Below are 19,759 nucleotides of genomic sequence, written 5' to 3' on the forward strand. Positions count from 1 at the left end.
CCGAACCCGGTCGTCAGTTCAGGCGGGACAGCAGCTGGTCCGGGGCGATCAACGTCGGCCCCGAGGTGACGCCCCGGTGGCGGGCCGCGAGGTCCGCCACCGTCGTCTCCTCGAACACCTGTTGCACCGCACGTGCGACGTCAGCCCAGAACCCTTGCAGCCCACAGCGTGAGTCGGCGAAGCACGTATGATCGCTGGGCTCGAGGCAGAACATCGGGAAGATCTGCCCCTCGATCGCATCGGCGATCTCGGCCATCGTGATCTCGGCGGGGTCGCGCGCGAGGCGACAGCCGCCACCCGCCCCCCGAAAGCTCTCCACCAGCCCCGCCTTCGACAGGGCGCCGAGTTGCTGCTCGAGGAACCGCACCGGGATCTGCTGACGTTCCGCGATCTCGCGGGCGGGCACCAAGACGCCCTCGTCACGCCGCTGCGCGAGCTCGATCATCGCGCGCATCGCGTATTCGAGCTTCTGCGAGACCTTCAGCACGGCGCAACCTCCCGCATGCCAGCGTATGGGCGCTCCAGGAGGCCGTCAACGAGCGAACGGCGAATGGGGCGCCGCGATTCCCATGTTCCGGGTATCAACGCACCGGTGCGGCATCCGATACGCACCGTAGGGGATCCAGACGTCCCCCGACAGGAGGACAAGGCGCGATGCGCCGCGTACTGGTGATCGACGATGAGCCCGACGTCAGGCTGCTGTACCGCGTGAACCTTCGCCACGCGGGGTACGAGGTGCTCGAGGCCGACGACGGCGAACGAGGCATCGAGATCGCCCTGGAGCACCTGCCCGACGCGGTGGTGCTCGATCTGATGATGCCCCGCGCGGACGGGTTCGAGGTGCTCAAGGTCCTCCGCTCGCACCCCGAGGCCGGTGACGTGCCCGTGCTGGTGCTCACGGCCGACACCCGTCGCGACGACCACCGCCGCTGTTACGAGCTCGGGGCCGACGACGTGATCACGAAGCCGTTCGTGCCGGAAGACCTCACCCGGGGCGTCGGCAGGATCCTCGACGCGAGCCTGGAGGATCGGATCGCCCGGCGATCGGAGTCGGCCGGCGCGTCCGGCGACTCCCGATCGGCTGATCCGGTGAAGAGGCCTGCTGTCCGCTAGCCGACGGGGTTCGCCTCGGCGTAGTCGTTGCCGAGCAGCACCACGAGCTGGGTTTTCGGGGCGACGTCGGAGCCGAGCGCCGCGCTGAGCGGCTTGACCTGGACCTCGACGCCCTTGAGGTACCGCCCGGCGAGGTGGTCGGCGTCGACCTCGTTCTGCTCCGCGTCCTCGCCGGTGCGGAAGTACACGATCGTCGTCTCGACCGGCTTCTGGGCGGCGTCGGCCGCCGGGAGGGCCGCGACGTAGCCCTTCCCGACGAGGAACGCCTCGACCTCGGCGGCGAGCCCCACCTCGGCGGTGCCGTTGAGGACCTGGATCATCACGCCGTCGACCTGAGGCTCGAGCTCCGGCGCAGCGCTCTCGCTCGCCGAGGGCGACGCCGACCCCGACGGCGAGGCGCTCTCGGAGGGCGTCGGCTCCACGACCTCGGTACCATCGCCCGCGAGCACGGCGTCGTCGCCGCCGAACCCGTTCAGGATGATGGCGATGCCACCCACGACGAGGGCGACGAGCACGGCCAGACGCGCGGGGCTCAGGTTCACGCGGGTCATCCTACCCCAGCCACCGGACCCCGCCCTGGTCTACAGGCGCACGCCGAGCTGCCCGGCCACCCGTCTCCGGCGCCGCACCTCGCGGACCCGGAGGAGCCGGCGCACCAGCATGGGATCGTACGCGAGGGCCTCCGGCTGATCGATCAAGCGGTTGAGCAGCTGATGGTAGCGCGCCGGCGAGAAGCCGAATCGCTCGCGGATCGCTCGTTCCTTGGGGATGTCGAGCTTCCAGCTCCCACGCTCGAAATCGAGGAGTGTGCGGGATCGCTCGTCCAGCGCCTCGGGGGTCGGGGGGGTCGTCTCCATCACGCACGAGCGTATCCACGGGCACCGACGGTGCAAGCACCTGCGCGCCCTTCCGGGTCGTGTTCGGGTACAGGGGACGGTCCGGGCGGCCGACATCCAAAGGGGAGGGGAGTCGCGAGCTTCCGAGGTGGGAGTCTCCCGATGGGAGGATGAACCGTCGGCGCGACGGGAGACGAGCGGGTGAGGGAACGGACACGGGCAGACCAGGCCCAAGACGAGGTGAGCGGCGTCGGCGCCGACCGGTTCCGGTCGGCCGCGCAGCTGAACATGCTGCACAGCCTCGCCGCGAAGTTGAGCGGGCTCGGCAGCGTCGAGGCGATCGGCGAGGCGATCGCCGCGGAGCTGCGCACGATCGTCGAGTACCACAACTGCCGCGTCTACCACCTGCAGCCCGACGGCAGGACGCTCCTGCCGATCGCGTTCCGTGGTGAGTACTTCACCGAGTACGAAGAGGAGACGCTCGAGGAACTCGTGACCCATGTGGGTGAAGGCATGACCGGCTGGGTCGCCGAGACGGGGCGCTCCCTGCTGACGCCCAATGCCCAGGAGGTCGAGTTCGCCGTCCAGATCGAGGGAACCGACGACATCGTGGAATCGATGCTGCTCGTGCCCACGAAGCTCGGGGACCGGGTCAACGGGGTGATCGTGCTCTCGAGCATCGGGTACGGGAAGTTCGACGAGCAGGACCTGCAGGTGGTCGAAGTGCTCGCGCCGCATGCTGCCGCGGCATTCGAGAACGCGACCCTGCTGGCGGCCGAGCGCGGCGCGGCGCAGGCCTCCGCGGCGCTCCTCGAGCTCTCGCAGCGGCTCGTGGGTCGACACACCGTGGGCGATATCTTCCAGGAGGCGATCGAGACGATCCCCTCACTGGTGCCCTGCGCTGCGGTCGGCGCCTACGTCCGAGACGAGGAGAGCGGCAACTTCCGCGTCGCGCGGCTGCACGTCGTGGAGCCGGGTCTGGCTCGGCCGAGGGTCGAGATCGGCGACGTGCCCGCCGAGGTGGCCGCCTCGTTCCTCTTCGCCGACCTCGAGCCGTTCACGATCGACGTGGATGTGGTCGGTCAGGTGCCTCGCGACCTCTGGGTCGTCACGGAGGCGCGCTCGGTCCTGGTAGCCCCGCTGCGATGGGACCCGGACGGGTTCGGCGCGATCGTGATGATCGCTCGGGGTGCAGACGAGCGATTCGACGAGCGAACGATCCGTCTCGGGCAGGGCATCGCGAACATCACCTCCCTGGCGCTCGGCAACGCCACCCGCCTCTCCGAGCTGGAGCGCTTCCAAGAGCTCGTGGCCAGCCTCGACGCGGTCTTCTGGGAGGCCGACGCGACTTCCCTGGCCTTCACGTTCCTCGGGGGACGGGTCGACGACATGCTGGGGGCCGGGGCGTCGTCGTGGCCCGACGAGGGCCGTACGTGGGGAGACCACATCGTCGACGAGGATCGGGCAGCGACCCTGGCGGCGGGCCGTGCCACGATCGAGAGCGGCAAGGATCGATCGCTGGACTACCGGGTCGCAACGCCCGACGGCACGACCGTGTGGGTGCGCGACGTGGTGCACGTCGTCCGCGGTGCGCAAGGTCCCCGTGAGCTGCGGGGCCTCATGGTCGACATCACCGAGCGCAAGCGCGCGGAACAGGCGCTGCGCACGAGCGAGCGGAAGTACTCCGAGGCCTTCCGGCGGGAGCGAGAGGCGACGCAGCGCCTACGGAACCTGGACGAGATGAAGAACACGTTCCTGGAGGCCGTCTCGCACGACCTCCGCACCCCCCTCACGTCGATCCTCGGGTCGGCCCTGACGCTCGAGAGCTCCGGGCTCGACCTGCCCGCCGAGGATGCGCTCGACCTCGTCGAGCGCATCGCCGCGAACGCCAGGAAGCTGGAGCGCTTGCTCGGGGACCTGCTCGACCTCGACCGGCTGCAGCGCGGCATCATCACGCCGCAGCGGCGCCCCACCGACCTCGCGACGCTGGTGGCGCGGGCGGTCGATGAATGCGACGACCCGACCGGGCACGAGATCATGGCCGAGGTGGCTCCCGGGTCGTTCCTGCTCGACGCGGCCAAGGTCGAACGCATCGTCGAGAACCTGCTGTCGAACGCGCTCCGGCACACGCCGCCCGGCACGCAGGTGTGGGTCCGCGCCGCCCCCGCAGACGGGGGGGTGTCGATCACCGTGGAGGACGCCGGCCCCGGCGTGCCCGAGGACCTGCACGACGCCGTCTTCGAGCCGTTCCGCCAGGCTCCCGGGTCGTCCTCGGAGCACTCACCCGGCGTGGGCATCGGCCTCTCGCTGGTTCGGCGGTTCGCTGAGCTGCACGGCGGCCAGGCGTGGCTGGAGGCACGCGAGGGCGGGGGCGCCTCGTTCCGCGTCTTCCTCTCGGAAGGGTGAGGGCCCGGCAGCGCTGAGCGCCGGGCGGCGGGGGGTACAGCCGCCGCCCGGCGCACGCGCCGTCGAGGCTCCCAGGGGGGTGGTCGCGACGACGGCGCGGGTCCACACCCCGATCAGATGAACAGCGTCACCGCGTCCTGCGCCTCGAGCAGGGCGGTCGTGGCGCCGGCGGGCTCGTCGATCCCATCGATCAGATCGTCCTTCGTGAGGCCCATCAGATCCATCGTCATCTGACAGGGCACCAGGTGCACCCCGAGATCGCGAGCGACCTCGAGCAGCTCGTCTGGCGACGCAACGTGGTGCTCGTCGGCGAGCTTCTTCATCATCGCGGGCCCCATGCCGACGAAGTTCATCTTCCCCAGCTTCAGGTGCTCGGTGCCGCCGCGGTTCATCATCGACATCATCTTCTGCATCCAGTTCTCGCCGGTGAGGTGCACGTCGTTGCGTACCAGCGGGAACAGCCCCCAGAAGGTGAAGAAGATCGTGGTCTCCATGCCCATGGCTGCCCCCGTCGTGCCGAGGATGAAGGTCGGCCAGATCTTGTCCAGGTCGCCGGACCAGGCCATGATCACGAGCTTCTTGTGTGGCACATGCTCGAGCCGCGCCGGTGCGGGCGCCTCGAGGGTGGCTTCCATCGCCGCCATCGGACTCACCCCTTCTTCCTGATCACGAAGCGGTAGACCTCGCCCTCCTCGTCCTGCTCGACCAGCTCGTGGCCCGTCGAGGTGCACCAGGCGTTGAAGTCGGGAACCGCGCCCGGATCGGTCGCGAGCGACTCGATCAGCTCCCCCGGCTGCAGGTCACGGATCGCCTGAGCGGTCTTCGCGATCGGCAGCGGGCAGGAGAGCCCCTTCAGGTCCAGTGTCTTGGTGATCGTCTCGTCCATCGAACTCACTCCTTCGTGGTGGCCATCGCTTCGCTGCATGAGCCGTTCACCCCTTCGTCGCGGCGTCCGCGGGGGGCTTCGAGAACGGCGCGTTCTCGGGGATGCGGCCCTGGGGCACCGTCTCCCAGTACATGCGGTTGAACAGCCACTTCGCCGTGTGCCAGGCTCGGTTGGGCTTCGGTGGCTGCGGCGGATGGTCGTAGTCGAACCGCAACGAGGTCGCCTGGCCGTTGCCGGTCTCGAGGAAGCACATCACCCGGCCGCCGTAGTTCTCCTTCGGCGCCGTGCCCTTCACGAGCGACGTGATCCGGCTCGCGATCACGGGCGCCTCGAAGTGCGCGGTCGAGCCCGACTTCGAGATGGGCAGGTTCGTCGCGTCGCCCAGACCGAAGATGCGTTCGTGCCCCTCGACGTTGAGCGTGTGCTTGTCGGTGGGGAGCCATCCGCCGGGGTCGCCGAGCTCCGAGTCGATCACGACCTGGGCGCCTTTGTGCGGTGGCACGAGCACGAGCAGGTCGTACTCCTGCTTCTCGCCCTCGAGCGACTCGACCACTCCGGCGCTCGGATCGACGGCCTCGACGTTGAAGAACGTGGTGAGCCCGATGCCGCGTTCGTCCATGTACGGCTGGATCAGCTTCGAGGCGCTCTCGATCGTGAACGCCCGGTTGAGCGGCGAGAGCAGCTCGATCTCGCTCTTGTCGCGCACGCCCTTGTGCCGCAGGTACTCCTCGACCATGAACGTGAACTCGACCGGCGCCGGAGGGCACTTGTACGGGATGCCCGCGACCCCGACCTTCAGCCGGCCACCATCGAAGCGCCGCAACTCCTGCGCCAGCCGCTCGGCCCCGTCGAGTGAGTAGAACTCGAACGCGCCCTCGGACAAGCCAGGGATCTGCTCGGGGACGAGCCGGGACCCCGTCGCGATCACCAGGTAGTCCCACTCCAGGCTCCCGCCGCGCTCGAGCTGCACGGTTCCCGCGTCGGGGTGGATGCGGACCGCCCGCTCGATCGCGAGGTCGACGTTCGGACGGAGCAGGGTGCGCTCCTCGCGGCTCAACCAGTGGCCCTTCGCCTCGCCGAGCGCGACGTAGAGGTAGCCGGGCTGGTAGTCGTGCATGCCGGTGGGGTCGACCACCGTCACGCGCGCGTCACGGCCCAGCTCCTTGTCGAGCAGGTTCGCGACGAGGGTGCCGCCGACGCCGCCACCCAACACCGCCACGCGCGCCGGCATCGTCGCTCACCTCGCCTTCCGGATGATGAACCGGGTGAACCCGTCGTCCGGCACGACCTCCACGAGCTCGTGCTGGGCTTTGGCGACCCACGCCGGGATGTCGGTCTTGGACCCTTCGTCGCTCGAGAGCACCTCGATCACGTCGCCGATCTGACTCTCACGGATCGCGCCGATCAGAGTCATCAGCGGTCCTGGGCATGCCATGCCCTTCGCGTCGATCGACCTCGTCACTTCCGTCGTCGTCATCGTTCCTACCTCCATGTCTTCAGATGAACGTCACGGGGCCGTCGGCTTCCATGAAGAAGCTGGCGACGCCCCACACCCCGTCGACCAGCGGGTCGAGATCGTCCATCGTGATGTGGAACATCTCCAGCGAGTCCGCGCACGCCTGGATACGGACATCGCCGAGATCCTTGGCCTGACGGAAGAGCTCGCTCCAGTGCGTCTTCCCCTGGTCACGCATCGCTCGCTCGCCCTCGGGACCGGCCTCGGGCGAGACCCCGTGGTCCTTCAAGATGCGGTCCACCCTGAATGCGTCGAGCGCCCAGTACTGCAGGAAGACGTCGACGGGACGAGCCATCGCCGCTGCGCCGACCGTCAGCACCGCGGCGGCTTGCAGCTTGTCGTCGGTGCCGGAGAACAGGACCAAGGAAAGCCGATCGTCGGTGCCCATCGCGTACCCCTTTCGTTCCTACCCCTGCGTCGTCACCCTCAGCATCGAGCCACGCGGCCGGAGATGCCGGGGGCGGGAGGCCCCCCACGGCAGGGACGGTCGGGACCTCGCGACGGGAATACCGGAGTGCCTGCGGCGGTTTCCGGCGCGGCTACGATGCTCCGGTGCTCGACCTTTGGATCGCCTCGGCCACCGTCGTCGACGGGACGGGCGCCCCCGCCTACCTGGCGTCGATCGGCGTGGACGGAAGTCGGGTCGCGGTGATCACGAGGGACGCAGGCGCGACCGGGCCGGAGGCGGAACTGCGACTCGACGGTTCCGGCCTCGTGCTCGCTCCCGGCTTCGTCGACGTGCACAACCACTCCGACCTGGGGGCGCTCGTGGACCCGACGATGCCGTCAACGCTGCGTCAGGGCGTGACGAGCGTGGTCGTGGGCAACTGCGGGATGTCCCCCTTCCCGGCATCGTCGGCGACCGAGCTCGCGTCGTGGGCCGGCGGCGATGCCGCCGAGATGGATCTCGACTTCGGAACGTTCGGCGGCTTCCTGGAGCGTGTCGAGGAGGCAGAACCGTCGGTGAACGTCGCGGCACTGGTCGGTCACGGATCGGTCCGTGAACTCGCGATGGGGCTCGAGCGACGCGCCCCCACCGACGAGGAGCTTGCCGCGATGCGACGGACGGTGGCCGAGGCGATGGACGCCGGTGCGGTCGGCCTGTCGACGGGCCTGATCTACGTGCCCGGCATGTACGCGTCGACCGAGGAGATCGTGGCCATGGCCGAGGAAACCGCCCGTGCCGGCGGCATCTACGCGTCGCACGTACGAGGAGAGGGCGCCCACCTCTTCCGCGCCGTGAACGAGGCGATCGAGATCGGTCGGCGCACCGGGCTCCCGGCGCATGTGAGCCACTTGAAGTGCGAGACGTCCTACATGTGGGGCCGGGCGGACGAGCTGCTGGCCCTGGTGCACGAGGCCGACGACGTGACCGGCGACCAATACCCGTACACGGCGTGGGCCTCCGTTCTCTGGTCCCTGCTCCCCCAGTGGGCACCCGTGGCCGAGCTCCCGGCTCTGCTCGCCGACCGCGCCACCCGGGATCGGTTGACCGCGTCCGTCGAGCACGGAGAGGGCGACGCGTTCCAGTCGTCGGTCGACGGGGTCGGCTGGGACCGCATCGTGATCGAGGACACCGCCGACCGAGGGTGCAACGGGCTCGACGTCGCTGCGATCGCCGAACGCCGCGGGGTCGAGCCCGTCGAGGCGTTCTTCCAGCTCCTGGTCGAGGAGCCCAGCACTTCCTGCATCGGACACGCGATGCACGAGGACGACGTGCGCAGGATCCTGGCCGACCCGGAGATCATGGTCGCGTCGGATGCCGTCTCGGTCGCGCCCGGCGGGCCGATGGCCGACGTCCCGGTACACCCGCGCACGTACGGCACCTTCCCTCGCGTGCTCGGGCCTGCGGTCAGAGACGGCGTGCTCACGCTGGAAGCGGCCGTCCGCACGATGACCTCCCTGCCGGCGGACCGCTTCGGCCTCTCCGGACGCGGACGAGTCGTGGAGGGCGCACGGGCGGACCTCGTGCTGTTCGACGCCGACCGGGTGACCGACCGGGCGACGTTCGAACACCCGCACGCGTTCCCCGACGGCTTCGAGGCCGTGATCGTCGGGGGGTCGGTCGCGTGGCAGCGAGGGGACGATCGCATCCGGCGGGGGGGACGGGTCCTCCGCCGTGGCGAGGGATAGGCTCCCGGCGTGAGCGACACGGACCTGAACCGATCCCTGTGGGACGAGCGAGTCGGGCTGCACGGCCAGGACGACTACTACGACGTGGCCGGCTTCTTGGCGGGCGGCTCCTCGCTCACGGAGCGTGAGCTCGACGAGGTGCGTGCCGCGGTGGGCGACGTCGAAGGGCTCGACGTGCTGCACCTGCAGTGCCACTTCGGGCTCGACACGCTGTCGTTCGCTCGCCTGGGAGCGAGGGCGACGGGTCTGGACTTCTCTCCCGTGGCCGTCGAGCGAGCTCGCGGACTCGCCGCAGAGGCCGGCATCGACGCCGCCTTCGTGGAGGCCGACTCCCAGCACCTGCCCAGCGACGTCGAGGGCGGTTTCGACCTGGTCTTCGCCTCGTACGGCGTGCTGTGTTGGATCGCCGACGTCGACGCATGGATGCGCTCCGCGTCCGCGGCGCTGCGCAGCGGGGGGCACCTCGTGCTGATCGACCTCCATCCGGCCTCGCAGATGGTCGGGGGCATCGACCCGTTGGAGTTCGACTTCCCTTACCTCGGTGCCGAGCCCCAGCGCTTCGAGGCGTCGGGGTCGTACGCCGCACCCGACGCCGAGCCTGCGGCGAACGTGTCGGTCGAGTACGCCCACGGTCTCGGCGAGATCGTGACGGCCGCGGTCGGCGCGGGGTTCCGCATCGACGCATTGACCGAGTGGCTCGACGAGACGTTCGATCCGCGCGGGGGCATCCTCACGGCGGAGAACGACGGGCGCTTCCGCCTGCGGCTCGGCGGCGGTCACCCGCTGCCGTTGACGTTCTCGCTGCGTGCCACGAAGACGTAGCGCCGTCTCTCAATCCCCCGGACAGGCTCCCCACAGACCGGCCTGCTCGTCGCGCGCTCGCCGTTGGGCCGTCGTGAAGCGGTCGACGTAGCGAACGTTGGGCGGGAACGTCGCGAGCACCGCGAAGCCGTCGCGAAGGATGCCCTCGTTGAAGAGCGCACCGTCGAGCCAAACGTACGCGAGCGTGCGGTCGAAGCGATCGGTCCGTTCCACGTCGAACTCCAGCTCGACGTCCCGGCCGCCGAGGGCGCGAGCCGTGTACTGCGTCGCCCGCACGCCGAAGCACTCCTCGTCTGTGTAGGGACCGTCCTTCTCGGGCGTGTCGATGCCGATCAGGCGCACGGGCGTTTCTTCACCGCGCAGGTCGACGCGGATCGTGTCGCCGTCGACCACCTCGACGACGCGCACGGTCGTCCGCGGGTCATCCTCCCCGCCGGCTTCCCGATCGTCGAACCCCTCGATGCACGCGGTCGCGAGCACGATCGACGCGATCGCGATCAGGGCCGGCGGACGGAGCTGTCGACTCGGCGGCACGCGCGGAACGCTACCGTAGCGCCGTGCAGGGAGCCGATCCGCGCGCGCTCGGGTTCGATCCCGAGGACATCGGTTTCGTCGCCGATCCGTACCCGGCGTACGAACGCCTTCGCGACCGGGCGCCGGTCCTCTACGACGAGGCCACCGACCACTGGCTCGTGACCCGCTACGACGACGTGAACGAGTTGCTGAGGGATCGCCGGTTCGGCCGTACGTACCTGCACGTGGCGACGCACGAGGAGATGGGGCACGAACCGCCCTCCCCCTCGCTCGATCCCTTCTGGCACCTGATCAACCACGGCATCCTCGACATGGAACCCCCCGACCACACGCGGGTGCGCCGGCTCGTCTCGAAGGCCTTCACACCCCGCATGGTCGAGTCGATGCGCACGCCCGTGCAGGAACTGATCGACGAACTGGTCGACACGGTCGCGGGCGGGGGCACGTTCGACCTGCTCCCGGCGATCGCCGAACCGCTGCCGGTCGCGGTGATCGCCGCGCTGCTCGGCGTGCCTCGCCCCGACCGACACCTGTTGCGACCGTGGTCGGCCGACATCTGCCGCATGTACGAGCTGCACCCGACCGAGGAGGACGCCGCGGTCGCCGTCGCCGCGAGCGCCGAGTTCTCCGACTACCTCCGCGCCCTGTCGCGCGAACGACGGGCCGCGCCGACGGGCGACCTGATCAGCGAGCTGGCCCTCGTGGTGGACGAGGGCCAGCGGCTCACCGAGGACGAGCTGATCGGCACATGCGTGCTCCTGCTGAACGCCGGCCACGAGGCCACCGTGAACGTGACGGGCAACGGATGGTGGGCGCTGTTCCGCACGCCGGGCGCGCTGGATCGACTGCGCACCGAACCGGCCCTCGTGCCCTCGGCCGTCGAGGAGCTGATGCGGTGGGACACGCCGCTGCAGCTGTTCGAGCGCTGGGTGCTCGAGGACGTCGAGATCCACGGGGTGCGCGTGCCCCGCGGCGCGGAGCTCGGCCTCGTCTTCGGATCGGCCAACCGCGATCCTGCGGTCTTCGACTCGCCGGATGAGCTGCGCCTCGACCGCGAACCGAACCCGCACGTCACGTTCGGTGCGGGTATCCACTTCTGCCTGGGGGCGCCGCTGGCCCGCCTCGAGCTCCAGACGTCGTTCGCGACCGTGCTCCGCCGCCTGCCGAACCTCGGACTGGTCGAGGAGCCCCGATGGAAGCCCGGCTACATCATCAGAGGGCTGGAGTCGCTGGTCGTCCACGCCTGAGGGCGTGCCACGAGGCGGAGTGGATGGATCGCCTCCTCGACGCCGACCAGCGACCGCGTCAGGCGGTCGAGATGCTGACCTCGTCCATCACGCCCTTGTACCAGTCGCCGGACGCGTCGGGTTTGCCTCCGAGGATCAGCGGTGCGGTACTCGAGATCGACCCGACGTTCCCGCTCCGTGACGTCGACGACCCGTCGACGGTCAGCGTGATGCGCGACGACGTCTTCTTACAGACGATCGTGTGCCAGCTGCCGTCCGAGAGGTCGGGCCCCGCCTTGACGGACAGGCTGCCGCTTGCGCCCTGGAACCTGCAGAAACCCTGTCCCGAGCCGAGGATCTCCATCTTGTAGATGCCGCTTCCCTTGCGCACGAGGTCGTAGTCGCCGACCGAGGCCGACGGCCGTGAGGTGAATTTCACGTGGGCCGTGATCGTGATCGTCTTCGAGCCGGGGTTCAGGCTCGACGAGTTCTGGATGATCACTCGCGAGTTCGACCCGTTGAAGCTGTAGGCGCGCCCTCCACCGCTGTAGCCGGGGCTCACGCGAGTGATGTTCCGCAACGTGCCGACGTTGCCGGAGCCCGACGAGTCGACCATCTGGCCCGACGACTCGTCCATATGCCACAGACCGACCGTCGCAGCGAACGCGGGCAGGGCGCCGGCAACCGACAGGAAGGCACACAACGCCAGGGTGAGCAGGGTCCGAGAGGAACGCGTCACGGGAAACTCCCTTTCTGAGAGCCGCCGACCAGGGTCGACACACTTGGCTGCCGAGCGTAGTCCTGGGTTGTTCATCTGTACACCCCGTGCGTTCGCACAGGAAGGAGCTTCGGCGCCGGCACGTTGCCGAGTTCCGAACGATCCAGGCGGAGAAGCTCGGCGACCGCAGAATCAGGGTGCGAATCAGGGTGATCCCCCGATGCGGAGGGGGCGGCGCGGCGGGCAAGCTCCGTGGCATGAGGCGCTACCTACTCACCAGGGGCAGTACCGCACAAGTGCGTCCATCGGACGCCATCGCGAGGAGGCGATGCAACGTGTTGCGGAAGAAACGAAGGCTCCGTGGACCGGGCCGTCCGGGCTGCAGCGGGAGCGCTGCTGATCGTAGTTGGCCCCGGTCACGGATGTTCGGGTGGTGCATCGCAGTCGTGAGGACGCGCTGAAGTGAACCCTGGAGAAGAGACCGAGATGAAGAAGATGTTCGTGATCGCATCCATCTTCGCGGTCGCCGTCATCACGCTCCGGCGTTTCGGTTCGGCGGTCGCGAAGCGAGCCATGGCGAAGTGCGAAGAGATGATGGGAACCCGAGCAGAAGCCCGGGAGGAGTTGATTGGTTCCCGCACGAGCCCTGAGGAATCGGCCGAGCGGGTCACCGTGTAGAACGGAGGTGTTGACCATGATGTGGGGCGGTGGCCTTTTCGCCCTCATCTGCATCGCGTTGATGATCTGGATGATGATGGGGCACGGAATGATAGGCCACGGTTATCGAGAACATGGCGGGACGATTGATTCCGAACGCGGACCCAACGCCCAGGAAATCCTGGCCGAGCGCTTCGCCCGAGGCGAAATCTCGGAGGAGGAGTTCGAGCAACGGAAGCGGCTGCTCAAGTAACGGGACATCCGCGTGCCCCCAAGTCCCTGACGCCTGACGCGACACGTAGGTCATGGGCGGGGTCTTTCGCCTCCAAGGGCACGCCGACGCTCACGACGGAAGGTGTGCCCAAGGGAGGTTCGACATGGCGACTCACGTCTCAACGGCTCCGAGGAGGGGCTCCCGGCGGCCGTCGTGGTAGGCGGTCGGTCTGGGGCTCGTTGCCGCCGTTGTTCGACGGGCGGCCCGTGACCCGCGCCACAACGGACCGGATCGCGTTGCGCCGGAACTCCGTGAGCTCGCCGAGGACCAGCACGCCGTGATGCGCGAGCGTTCGCGAATGTACCTTGGACCGTACGAATCAGGGAACGCCGGGACGGCGAGGCGCGTCGAGGACCGGCTCGGGCGCATGCCACACGGCCTCGACGTTGTTCTGATGCAAGTCGTTCACGAATGCCGCGTAATATCGCTCGGAGTACTGCGTCCAGACCCCCGGCTCGCCGCGGACGGTCGCGCCGTTTGCGACGGCGGCCGCGAAGAATGCATCCACGGCGTCCCGACCCTCGGCGGAGAACGCAACATGCGCCGCTGTGGTCACGGGCTCCCCACGGGAGATCGTGAAGTCGTCCAGTTCCTCGGCCCCGTAGGAGACACCGTCGTCCTGAAGGTGAAGTTCCTCGTAGCCGAGTGGGGCGAGGGCGGGTGTATAGAGCCCCCGACTCGCGTCCAGGTCTGCCACGACGAAGAGCACGTGATCGACGACGACGCGGCGAACCGTCATTGGTTCACGCTATCAACGCCGGGCCTGGGGTCGCTACCGTCGGGAAGCCACGCGCTTACTGGACGGCTGCGCGGGTCGGGGTTGCAAGGGAGCCTCGAGTGGGCGACACCTCGCCGTGATGCGCTTGTGTGCAGCTACTTCCCTGACGGCGTGCCGGACAGGCTCAGTTGCCGGTGTCAACGTACAGGCAGAACGGGTGCCCCACCGGATCGAGCATCACCCGGACGTGCTCCTGAGGCTGGTACGTGGCCACACTGGCACCGAGCTGTCGTGCGTGCACGATCGCGGCTTCCAGGTCGCTCACCTCGAAGTCCAAGTGAAGCATCATCTGTTGCGCGCCCTCGACCGGCGGCCAGATCGGTTCCACGTACTCCGGTGAGGTCTGGAACCCGAGGTACGCCACCCCGTCCGGCGGTCCCACCGTGGCGAAGTCGGCCTCCTCGCTCGTGAGTTCCCAGTCCAGCAATCCAGCGTAGAACCGCGCCAGGGCCGGAGCATCGGGAGCCTCCAGGACCACACCCCAGTAGTCGTGTCGGGACTCCCGAGGTGTCGCGGCGTCACCCTTCTGTCGTCCGCGCATGCCCTCCCCTGCCTGCTCAAGGCCCTACCGTCACCGAGAAGACAACACGCCCGTGACCCAACCCACCGAGCTCCTCGATTCTCTCGGCTGCCATAGGGTCGCGAATGTACCCGGAAGCCAGCGCACCGGCTGCGTACGGAGCGGGACTGGGTGGCTAGGCTGGCTCGGTGAAGGTGAGGAAGTAGCCATTGGGATCTTGCAGGCCGAGCTCTCGGGTTCCCCATTCGCGGACCTCGGGTCCCCATGCGGGCCCGGTGTGGTCTTTGATGTCCTCGAAGAGCCCCCCGACGCTGTCGGGATGGAAGTAGAGCGTCCCCGTGAAAGCGGGTGGGCCGGGCCAGGGCGTCTCATCACCACCGAGGAATTGCAGGATCACACCGTCGCGGGACAGCTCGCACCACGTGGGCTCACCCTCGTCCGGGAAGACCCCGCGAACTTCAAACCCTACCTGCCGATACCACTCGATCGTGGCGGCAACATCGATGGCCTTGAAAATCGCCGAGACGGAGGCGGGCCGAGAAACCATCACAGCCCGTCGACCTGTGAGGCCTTCCAGTCCGCCAGGGCGCGATTCCTGTGCCCTCGCGGGAACACCCATCGGAAGAGGCTCAGGCCCGGCTTCTTGCACCAACAGTCGTCGTCGCAAGCGCAAGCGTATGCGCCGCTCGCTTCTCGAAGACGGGTAGCGATCGCGAGCAAGATGTAACCAAGCACCAGGCCCCACACCGAACGTGAAGCTCTCATGTCCCGAATGATACTGCTGGCTTGGAACGAGGAGATGCGAACAACTAGCCTCGCTCCATGTCTGCTGTACCCCCCCTCCTCGATACTCGTCACTCGCTCCCGCCACGTCTGCGCGGATCCGGTGATGGCCGCATGGATCGAGTTGCTTGACGAGCTCGAGGCCGGCGGACCACTGATGCGTGAGGTCGTGTGCGTTTCGCTCGAGATATACGGCGAACAACGGATGCGCTCGCCGTTGCGCGAGGCGCATCTTCGCGGATAGTCGGGCAGGACGCGCAGCAAGCCCCAAACCCGCTCCCGTCGGGAATTTCGGGAGGGAATCTCGCCCGACGGCTGAGGAGCGCGTCCTGCCCGCACCACTCGAGCTCGGTACCACACGACACGTGTACGAGCCGCCACCCCCGTCCGGAGGAATGTCCCATGTCGGAGCGCGATGGCTTCCCCGAGCCGCGAAGGTGGTCGGGCGACATTCAGTGTGGCCGCGTGGGACGTGGAGCGGGGCACGTCTCGCGCGAGCTAAGGCGCGGCAGCGCCCAGTCCTTCGCGGTCCGGATCGAGCGCGAAGCGGATGTCCCGCTCGTCGTGCATGGCCTCAACCGTCGCGGCACGGAGCAGCCTCGCCTGCTCGTCGAGCACTGCGATTCGCTCCGGAAGCGCGACACGACGGAGATCCATCAAGGCGGCGACCAGGCGTCGCGAGACCTGGGGCGAGCCCGCGCCGGCCATCCGGATCTCGTCGAAAGCCAGATGGACGTAGTCCTCCCAGGTCATCATCTTCACGAGCAGTCGGATCCGGCCATCCTCAGCAGGAACGCGACCGTCGGGGAACGGCCGACGCGCGAGCTGCCTGAGGACGTCGTGCAAGCGGTCGATCGCCTGCACGGCCGTCGTGGGATCCTGAAATGGCGACTCAGACAACGAGCGCTCCGCGACATCGACCAGAAGCCGCACCCCGTAGGCGACGTCCTCGTCGAGAGTCGGCTCGAGCTTCAGGCTCAACGCCGCGAAGAGCCGGTTCTCGTCCAGATGCTCGGGACGGCCGTGAACGATGAATAGCGGTCCGCCCGCGGGAACAAACGCGCCAAGAGCCGGGACGAGCTCAAGCACGCAGTCGGCCCGTTCGGCCTCGGCGACGAGTGCATCCGTCGCGATCCTTGTCACGACGCCCGACTTTCGCGCAGCGACAACGCGTGGAGACTCCGGATCGACGGGAGGCGGCGGGCCGGCGTCTGGATATCGGCGGTCGACGAGCTTACGCGTGTCGTGACCGACGAGTTCGATCAGCGCCGAAACGCGAAGCGACTGGCCGATGTGGTGCACGTAGATCACCAAGGCCGCGATACTCGCCAGCACGAGGAGGTACGACGTCGCCACGGCGATGCTTGGAACCTGCCCTGTGCCGTCGCCCCGGTCCACAACCTCGCGGATCGTCAGCACAGCGTGCACGAAGGTCGCGACGAAGAGCCCGATGGCGAGCTGGCTGGGCTTGTCGCGAAGGATCCGCTGCACGATCCGGGGCGAAAACTGCCCCATCGCCAGCTGGACGACGACCATCGTGATCGTCAGCACGAGCGTCGCGAGGCTCACCATCGAGACCGCGATCGTGGTCAAGACCGCGTTCGCCGAGGTCGGCCGACCGACGAGCACCTGCGAGAGCGCCTGATAGTCGAAGGCTCGGTCAAGGGTGATCGTGCCGAAGGAGATCGCCGCGCCCGCGAGGACACACATGACCGGCACGAACCAAAGACTCGACGCCACGCTGGCCGCGAACTTTCGTAACAGCACGACCTAGGGCTACCCAACTCGCCCGCTTGGCACGCATATGCTCGCGCTCGTGGGCTAGTCGAACCCGATCCCGTCGAGCGGCGGCGACGCTTGCTGCCGTCCTTCGACAGGGCTCATCACCCACGCGGACATGGATAGTTGCGCCCCGCCCGACTCCTTCATCTACTCGACGAGACCGGGGAGACCCGCCCAGGGTGCCACCACGGTCGCTGTCGTTGAAGAAACACCCGGGCCGACTCCCCCGTCGTGGGGAAACGGACCGACTCTGAGCGTCTTGCCGGCCCGCCTCCCTGCTCGGAAAGAGCAGGTCTGCGCACCTCCAGCAGCGCGGTCTTCCGCAGACTGCAGCCATAGACCTCCTGAGCTCTCGAACCGAGATCACGTGGTCGATGTTCATGGCCTCGCTCGATTTGCTGTCAACGGCGTGTCCCCGAATCATCGAGGCGGGTCACTTCCAACCGCCTCGCTCGCCATCGGACCTCACCGCTGCCCGTCAGCTGGGCGTGGTCGACGTGCAGCACCACCTCACAGCGGAAAACGGTCCCGCTCGCGATCCGGTGGCGCCATCGTCGGGAGCGGGAAGTCCAAGGTGGAGGAATGACGGGGTGGGTGCATCGACCGCCGACGGGGGGCAGGGACGCGGGCCACCCGATCCCCACCTAGTAGCAGCATGAGGCAGGGGGTATCTAAGCCCCAATCTCCTGCCTTCGGGACACGGTGGGACACGAGCAGCACGTGAGTAAAGCGCGTGAGCTGACGCTATCGCTTGCAGTGCAAGGAGCCGGCGGTTGGATTCGAACCGACGACCTACCGATTACAACCAGGCCTCGGGTAGATCCCTGTCTCGTCTACCCTCATCTACCTGCGTCGTCTGGTCTCGTGTGGTCTCGTCTGGTCTCCAGTTCAGACACGGTTCAGACACGGTATCGGGAGATAGTCAGGTGTGCTGACCAATGCTTAGCCAGCCGGGAGCGCACTGGGTTCGCCACCTGCACAGATGTTCTGCCACCGCCTCGCGAGTGTCAGCGGTGATCGGGGCATGCACCGTCACGGTAGTTCGTGTCATCTACCCAACGCGATAGTGGCTTGTTCCCTACGTCGTTCCGATAGCCATGGGTGTGGTAGCCCGACGACGTGTTCGAACGTCAGCTCGCTTCGACGCACGCCACACGTACATCTGCTTCCAGTGATCCTTGAAGCCTTCGCGTTCATACGGGCCGTACACGTAGCCGACGCCGACCACATCACGGAATCGCTGCACGCATTCGAGATCGGTCATCTGAACGACAGCCTGGACGTAGGCTTGTCCTTGTGGCTTCGGGAGATCGAGCCCTCTCCCTCGAACAGGCCGGCGGCCCAGGCAACGGAATCGTCCACGGTCGGACTATTCGTACCCGAACGACCCCAGGTGTCCTTACCTGCAGCGCGGGCTGGCGCGGCGAGTGACACGTCATCGAGATCGAGAAGTGACATCTGCCCACCCGCTGTAGATAAATACAGGATGTCACTTGTCACTCGTGCAGGTAGATGGGGGTAAGCGGAGGACGGTGAAGTGACAAAGTGACACGGTGTAGGCACCCAGGAAGATGTCACTTGAGGCGGCCAGCCACGCGCTGCGGGTTGGTTCTTGGGGAACCTCACGTCGCCTGATGCCTCACCCACTGGTCGTCCTCCGATGTGATGTTGAGCTGCTTGCGGGCGCGGTCGATCTGCTTGGCGTCGTAGCCCTCGCGCTGCAGTTGCTGACGGATGTCGGTCGCCGGGATGCGGTCGCGTGAACCGAACTCGCCTTTGATCCGGATGCGGAGCAGTTCGGCCTTCGACTGCTTGGCCTTCTCCACCGTCTGCAGTTCTCGCCGGCGGCCTTGCGAGTCGCCATCGTTCATGAACAGACGCTCGGTGGTCATGTCCTCGACTTCACCGATCAGTTCGAGATAGCCGACGTCTTCGAAGAAGTGCCCGTCGATCGTGAGGTCTCGTCCCCGCCGGCGGAACTGCAACGCGGGGGACTTGCGTGAGTGTGACCCTCCTGCAGCGGGCGGGGCGGCCGACGAGGACGAGCGTCCGGTGTGGGAACCCGACGTCGTGGAAGCCTTCCAGGCGTTCTCAGATCCCGAGAAGGCCACTACCGAGTTCGAGTTCATGGCCCGGACGGCGATGAACCTGGACTTCGAACTCGGCCTGAGAACCGGCGAGCTCGTCGCGCTGCAGTTCTCAGATCGTGTCGGCAACGTCGTGAAGGTGCGCCGAGCCCGTTCAATGATAGGCGGCCGCAAGGACATCGTTGAGAAGAAGCCGAAGACCGGCAGCGGCAAGCGCGACGTTGGCATGAGCAGCCGCGCCCAGGCCCTGTGGGACGCCCTACCGGCTCGTCAGAGTGTCCCGTCCATCGGCGGGTACCTGTTCGTGGACGAAGCCGGCCAGCCGGTGCACCCGTCCCGGATCATCGCCGAGTTCGAACGGCTAAGGGACGGGTTCCTGGCCGAGAACCCGCACGTTGCGAGGATTACGTTCCGCGACGTGCGGTCGTGTGCCATCACCCGGTGGGTCCGCAGGGGTGTCGATGCCCCGATGGTCAAGACGATGGCCGGCCACAAGTCCTACGCGTTCACGATCGACCGGTACTTCAAGGCGACGGCAGCCGACACCGAGGCCGCCGCTGCGAAGTTGGGCTAGCCCCCCACGCTGATGGATTGATCTCTGCACGAAGGCCGCCGTGTGATTGATGCCCTCGGTGAACCCGCTGCCCGCGAGCTGCTTGACGCGGTCACCCGCAGTGACGCCCGCAAG

At 67.8% G+C, this 19,759-nt stretch carries 23 protein-coding genes; 8 read left to right on the forward strand and 15 right to left on the reverse strand.

Going from position 1 to position 19,759, the window contains the following annotated elements:
• Positions 1-13: 13 nt before the first annotated feature.
• Complete coding sequence (locus VFI59_09510) at positions 14-487, reverse strand: Rrf2 family transcriptional regulator (GenBank protein HET6713933.1); 474 nt, start codon at positions 485-487, stop codon at positions 14-16.
• Positions 488-654: 167 nt separating this feature from the next.
• Between VFI59_09510 and VFI59_09515 the strand changes: the two genes are divergently transcribed.
• The gene (locus tag VFI59_09515) at positions 655-1,113 is read left to right on the forward strand and encodes a response regulator (protein ID HET6713934.1); all 459 of its coding nucleotides are present in this window, start codon (positions 655-657) and stop codon (positions 1,111-1,113) included.
• On the opposite strand, the gene VFI59_09520 is transcribed toward VFI59_09515, so the two are convergent.
• Positions 1,110-1,655, reverse strand: coding sequence for a LytR C-terminal domain-containing protein (locus VFI59_09520; protein HET6713935.1), 546 nt, complete (start codon positions 1,653-1,655; stop codon positions 1,110-1,112). The two genes, VFI59_09515 and VFI59_09520, sit on opposite strands and share 4 nt — an antisense overlap.
• A 39-nt stretch (positions 1,656-1,694) precedes the next feature.
• Positions 1,695-1,970: a DUF3263 domain-containing protein gene (locus VFI59_09525; GenBank protein HET6713936.1), complete on the reverse strand. Its 276-nt coding sequence runs from the start codon at positions 1,968-1,970 to the stop codon at positions 1,695-1,697.
• 180 nt (positions 1,971-2,150) lie between these two features.
• Here VFI59_09525 and VFI59_09530 point away from each other — a divergent pair, with 180 nt between their 5' ends.
• A complete protein-coding gene (locus VFI59_09530; protein HET6713937.1) occupies positions 2,151-4,355 on the forward strand; it encodes an ATP-binding protein in 2,205 nt (734 codons plus the stop codon).
• Between the two features lie 113 nt (positions 4,356-4,468).
• Here VFI59_09530 and VFI59_09535 read toward each other — a convergent pair whose 3' ends face one another.
• The 5 genes from VFI59_09535 to VFI59_09555 are packed head-to-tail and all read right to left on the reverse strand — an operon-like array spanning position 4,469 to position 7,145.
• Positions 4,469-4,990: a DsrE/DsrF/DrsH-like family protein gene (locus tag VFI59_09535; protein HET6713938.1), complete on the reverse strand. Its 522-nt coding sequence runs from the start codon at positions 4,988-4,990 to the stop codon at positions 4,469-4,471.
• Between the two features lie 14 nt (positions 4,991-5,004).
• Entirely contained in the window at positions 5,005-5,241 is a 237-nt protein-coding gene (locus VFI59_09540) for a sulfurtransferase TusA family protein (GenBank protein HET6713939.1), read from the reverse strand.
• 46 nt (positions 5,242-5,287) lie between these two features.
• Complete coding sequence (locus VFI59_09545) at positions 5,288-6,472, reverse strand: FAD/NAD(P)-binding oxidoreductase (protein HET6713940.1); 1,185 nt, start codon at positions 6,470-6,472, stop codon at positions 5,288-5,290.
• Between the two features lie 6 nt (positions 6,473-6,478).
• Entirely contained in the window at positions 6,479-6,718 is a 240-nt protein-coding gene (locus VFI59_09550; protein HET6713941.1) for a sulfurtransferase TusA family protein, read from the reverse strand.
• A gap of 19 nt (positions 6,719-6,737) precedes the next feature.
• Positions 6,738-7,145 carry a DsrE/DsrF/DrsH-like family protein gene (locus VFI59_09555; protein HET6713942.1) on the reverse strand — a complete coding sequence of 136 codons (408 nt, stop codon included), beginning with the start codon at positions 7,143-7,145 and terminating at the stop codon, positions 6,738-6,740.
• A 164-nt stretch (positions 7,146-7,309) separates the two neighbouring features.
• On the opposite strand from VFI59_09555, the gene VFI59_09560 reads away from it, so the two are divergent.
• On the forward strand, positions 7,310-8,890 hold the full coding sequence (locus tag VFI59_09560) for a D-aminoacylase (GenBank protein ID HET6713943.1): 1,581 nt from the start codon (positions 7,310-7,312) through the stop codon (positions 8,888-8,890).
• 9 nt (positions 8,891-8,899) lie between these two features.
• A complete protein-coding gene (locus tag VFI59_09565; GenBank protein HET6713944.1) occupies positions 8,900-9,712 on the forward strand; it encodes a class I SAM-dependent methyltransferase in 813 nt (270 codons plus the stop codon).
• Between the two features lie 9 nt (positions 9,713-9,721).
• On the opposite strand, the gene VFI59_09570 is transcribed toward VFI59_09565, so the two are convergent.
• The gene (locus VFI59_09570) at positions 9,722-10,246 is read right to left on the reverse strand and encodes a thermonuclease family protein (GenBank protein HET6713945.1); all 525 of its coding nucleotides are present in this window, start codon (positions 10,244-10,246) and stop codon (positions 9,722-9,724) included.
• A gap of 23 nt (positions 10,247-10,269) precedes the next feature.
• Here VFI59_09570 and VFI59_09575 point away from each other — a divergent pair, with 23 nt between their 5' ends.
• Positions 10,270-11,493, forward strand: coding sequence for a cytochrome P450 (locus tag VFI59_09575; GenBank protein ID HET6713946.1), 1,224 nt, complete (start codon positions 10,270-10,272; stop codon positions 11,491-11,493).
• Positions 11,494-11,551: 58 nt separating this feature from the next.
• On the opposite strand, the gene VFI59_09580 is transcribed toward VFI59_09575, so the two are convergent.
• Positions 11,552-12,211, reverse strand: a complete 660-nt coding sequence (locus VFI59_09580; GenBank protein ID HET6713947.1) for a LamG-like jellyroll fold domain-containing protein — start codon at positions 12,209-12,211, stop codon at positions 11,552-11,554.
• A gap of 465 nt (positions 12,212-12,676) precedes the next feature.
• Here VFI59_09580 and VFI59_09585 point away from each other — a divergent pair, with 465 nt between their 5' ends.
• Both VFI59_09585 and VFI59_09590 read left to right on the forward strand, forming a co-directional pair.
• Positions 12,677-12,868: a hypothetical protein gene (locus tag VFI59_09585; GenBank protein ID HET6713948.1), complete on the forward strand. Its 192-nt coding sequence runs from the start codon at positions 12,677-12,679 to the stop codon at positions 12,866-12,868.
• Positions 12,869-12,884: 16 nt separating this feature from the next.
• Positions 12,885-13,100, forward strand: a complete 216-nt coding sequence (locus VFI59_09590) for an SHOCT domain-containing protein (GenBank protein HET6713949.1) — start codon at positions 12,885-12,887, stop codon at positions 13,098-13,100.
• Between the two features lie 340 nt (positions 13,101-13,440).
• Here the strand turns inward: VFI59_09590 and VFI59_09595 are convergent, their stop codons facing one another.
• The 5 genes from VFI59_09595 to VFI59_09615 all read right to left on the reverse strand — a co-directional run bounded on the left by VFI59_09595 (position 13,441) and on the right by VFI59_09615 (position 18,969).
• A complete protein-coding gene (locus VFI59_09595) occupies positions 13,441-13,860 on the reverse strand; it encodes a VOC family protein (protein ID HET6713950.1) in 420 nt (139 codons plus the stop codon).
• A gap of 163 nt (positions 13,861-14,023) precedes the next feature.
• Entirely contained in the window at positions 14,024-14,440 is a 417-nt protein-coding gene (locus VFI59_09600) for a VOC family protein (protein HET6713951.1), read from the reverse strand.
• Between the two features lie 154 nt (positions 14,441-14,594).
• On the reverse strand, positions 14,595-14,966 hold the full coding sequence (locus VFI59_09605; GenBank protein ID HET6713952.1) for a VOC family protein: 372 nt from the start codon (positions 14,964-14,966) through the stop codon (positions 14,595-14,597).
• A 734-nt stretch (positions 14,967-15,700) separates the two neighbouring features.
• The gene (locus VFI59_09610) at positions 15,701-16,969 is read right to left on the reverse strand and encodes a DUF2254 domain-containing protein (protein ID HET6713953.1); all 1,269 of its coding nucleotides are present in this window, start codon (positions 16,967-16,969) and stop codon (positions 15,701-15,703) included.
• Positions 16,970-18,606: 1,637 nt separating this feature from the next.
• Positions 18,607-18,969: a hypothetical protein gene (locus VFI59_09615; GenBank protein ID HET6713954.1), complete on the reverse strand. Its 363-nt coding sequence runs from the start codon at positions 18,967-18,969 to the stop codon at positions 18,607-18,609.
• 10 nt (positions 18,970-18,979) lie between these two features.
• Here VFI59_09615 and VFI59_09620 point away from each other — a divergent pair, with 10 nt between their 5' ends.
• A complete protein-coding gene (locus VFI59_09620) occupies positions 18,980-19,645 on the forward strand; it encodes a tyrosine-type recombinase/integrase (protein HET6713955.1) in 666 nt (221 codons plus the stop codon).
• The last annotated feature ends 114 nt before the right edge of the window (positions 19,646-19,759 follow it).

This window comes from Actinomycetota bacterium (assembly GCA_035697485.1).
Classification (GTDB): Bacteria; Actinomycetota; UBA4738; order UBA4738; family HRBIN12; genus JAOUEA01.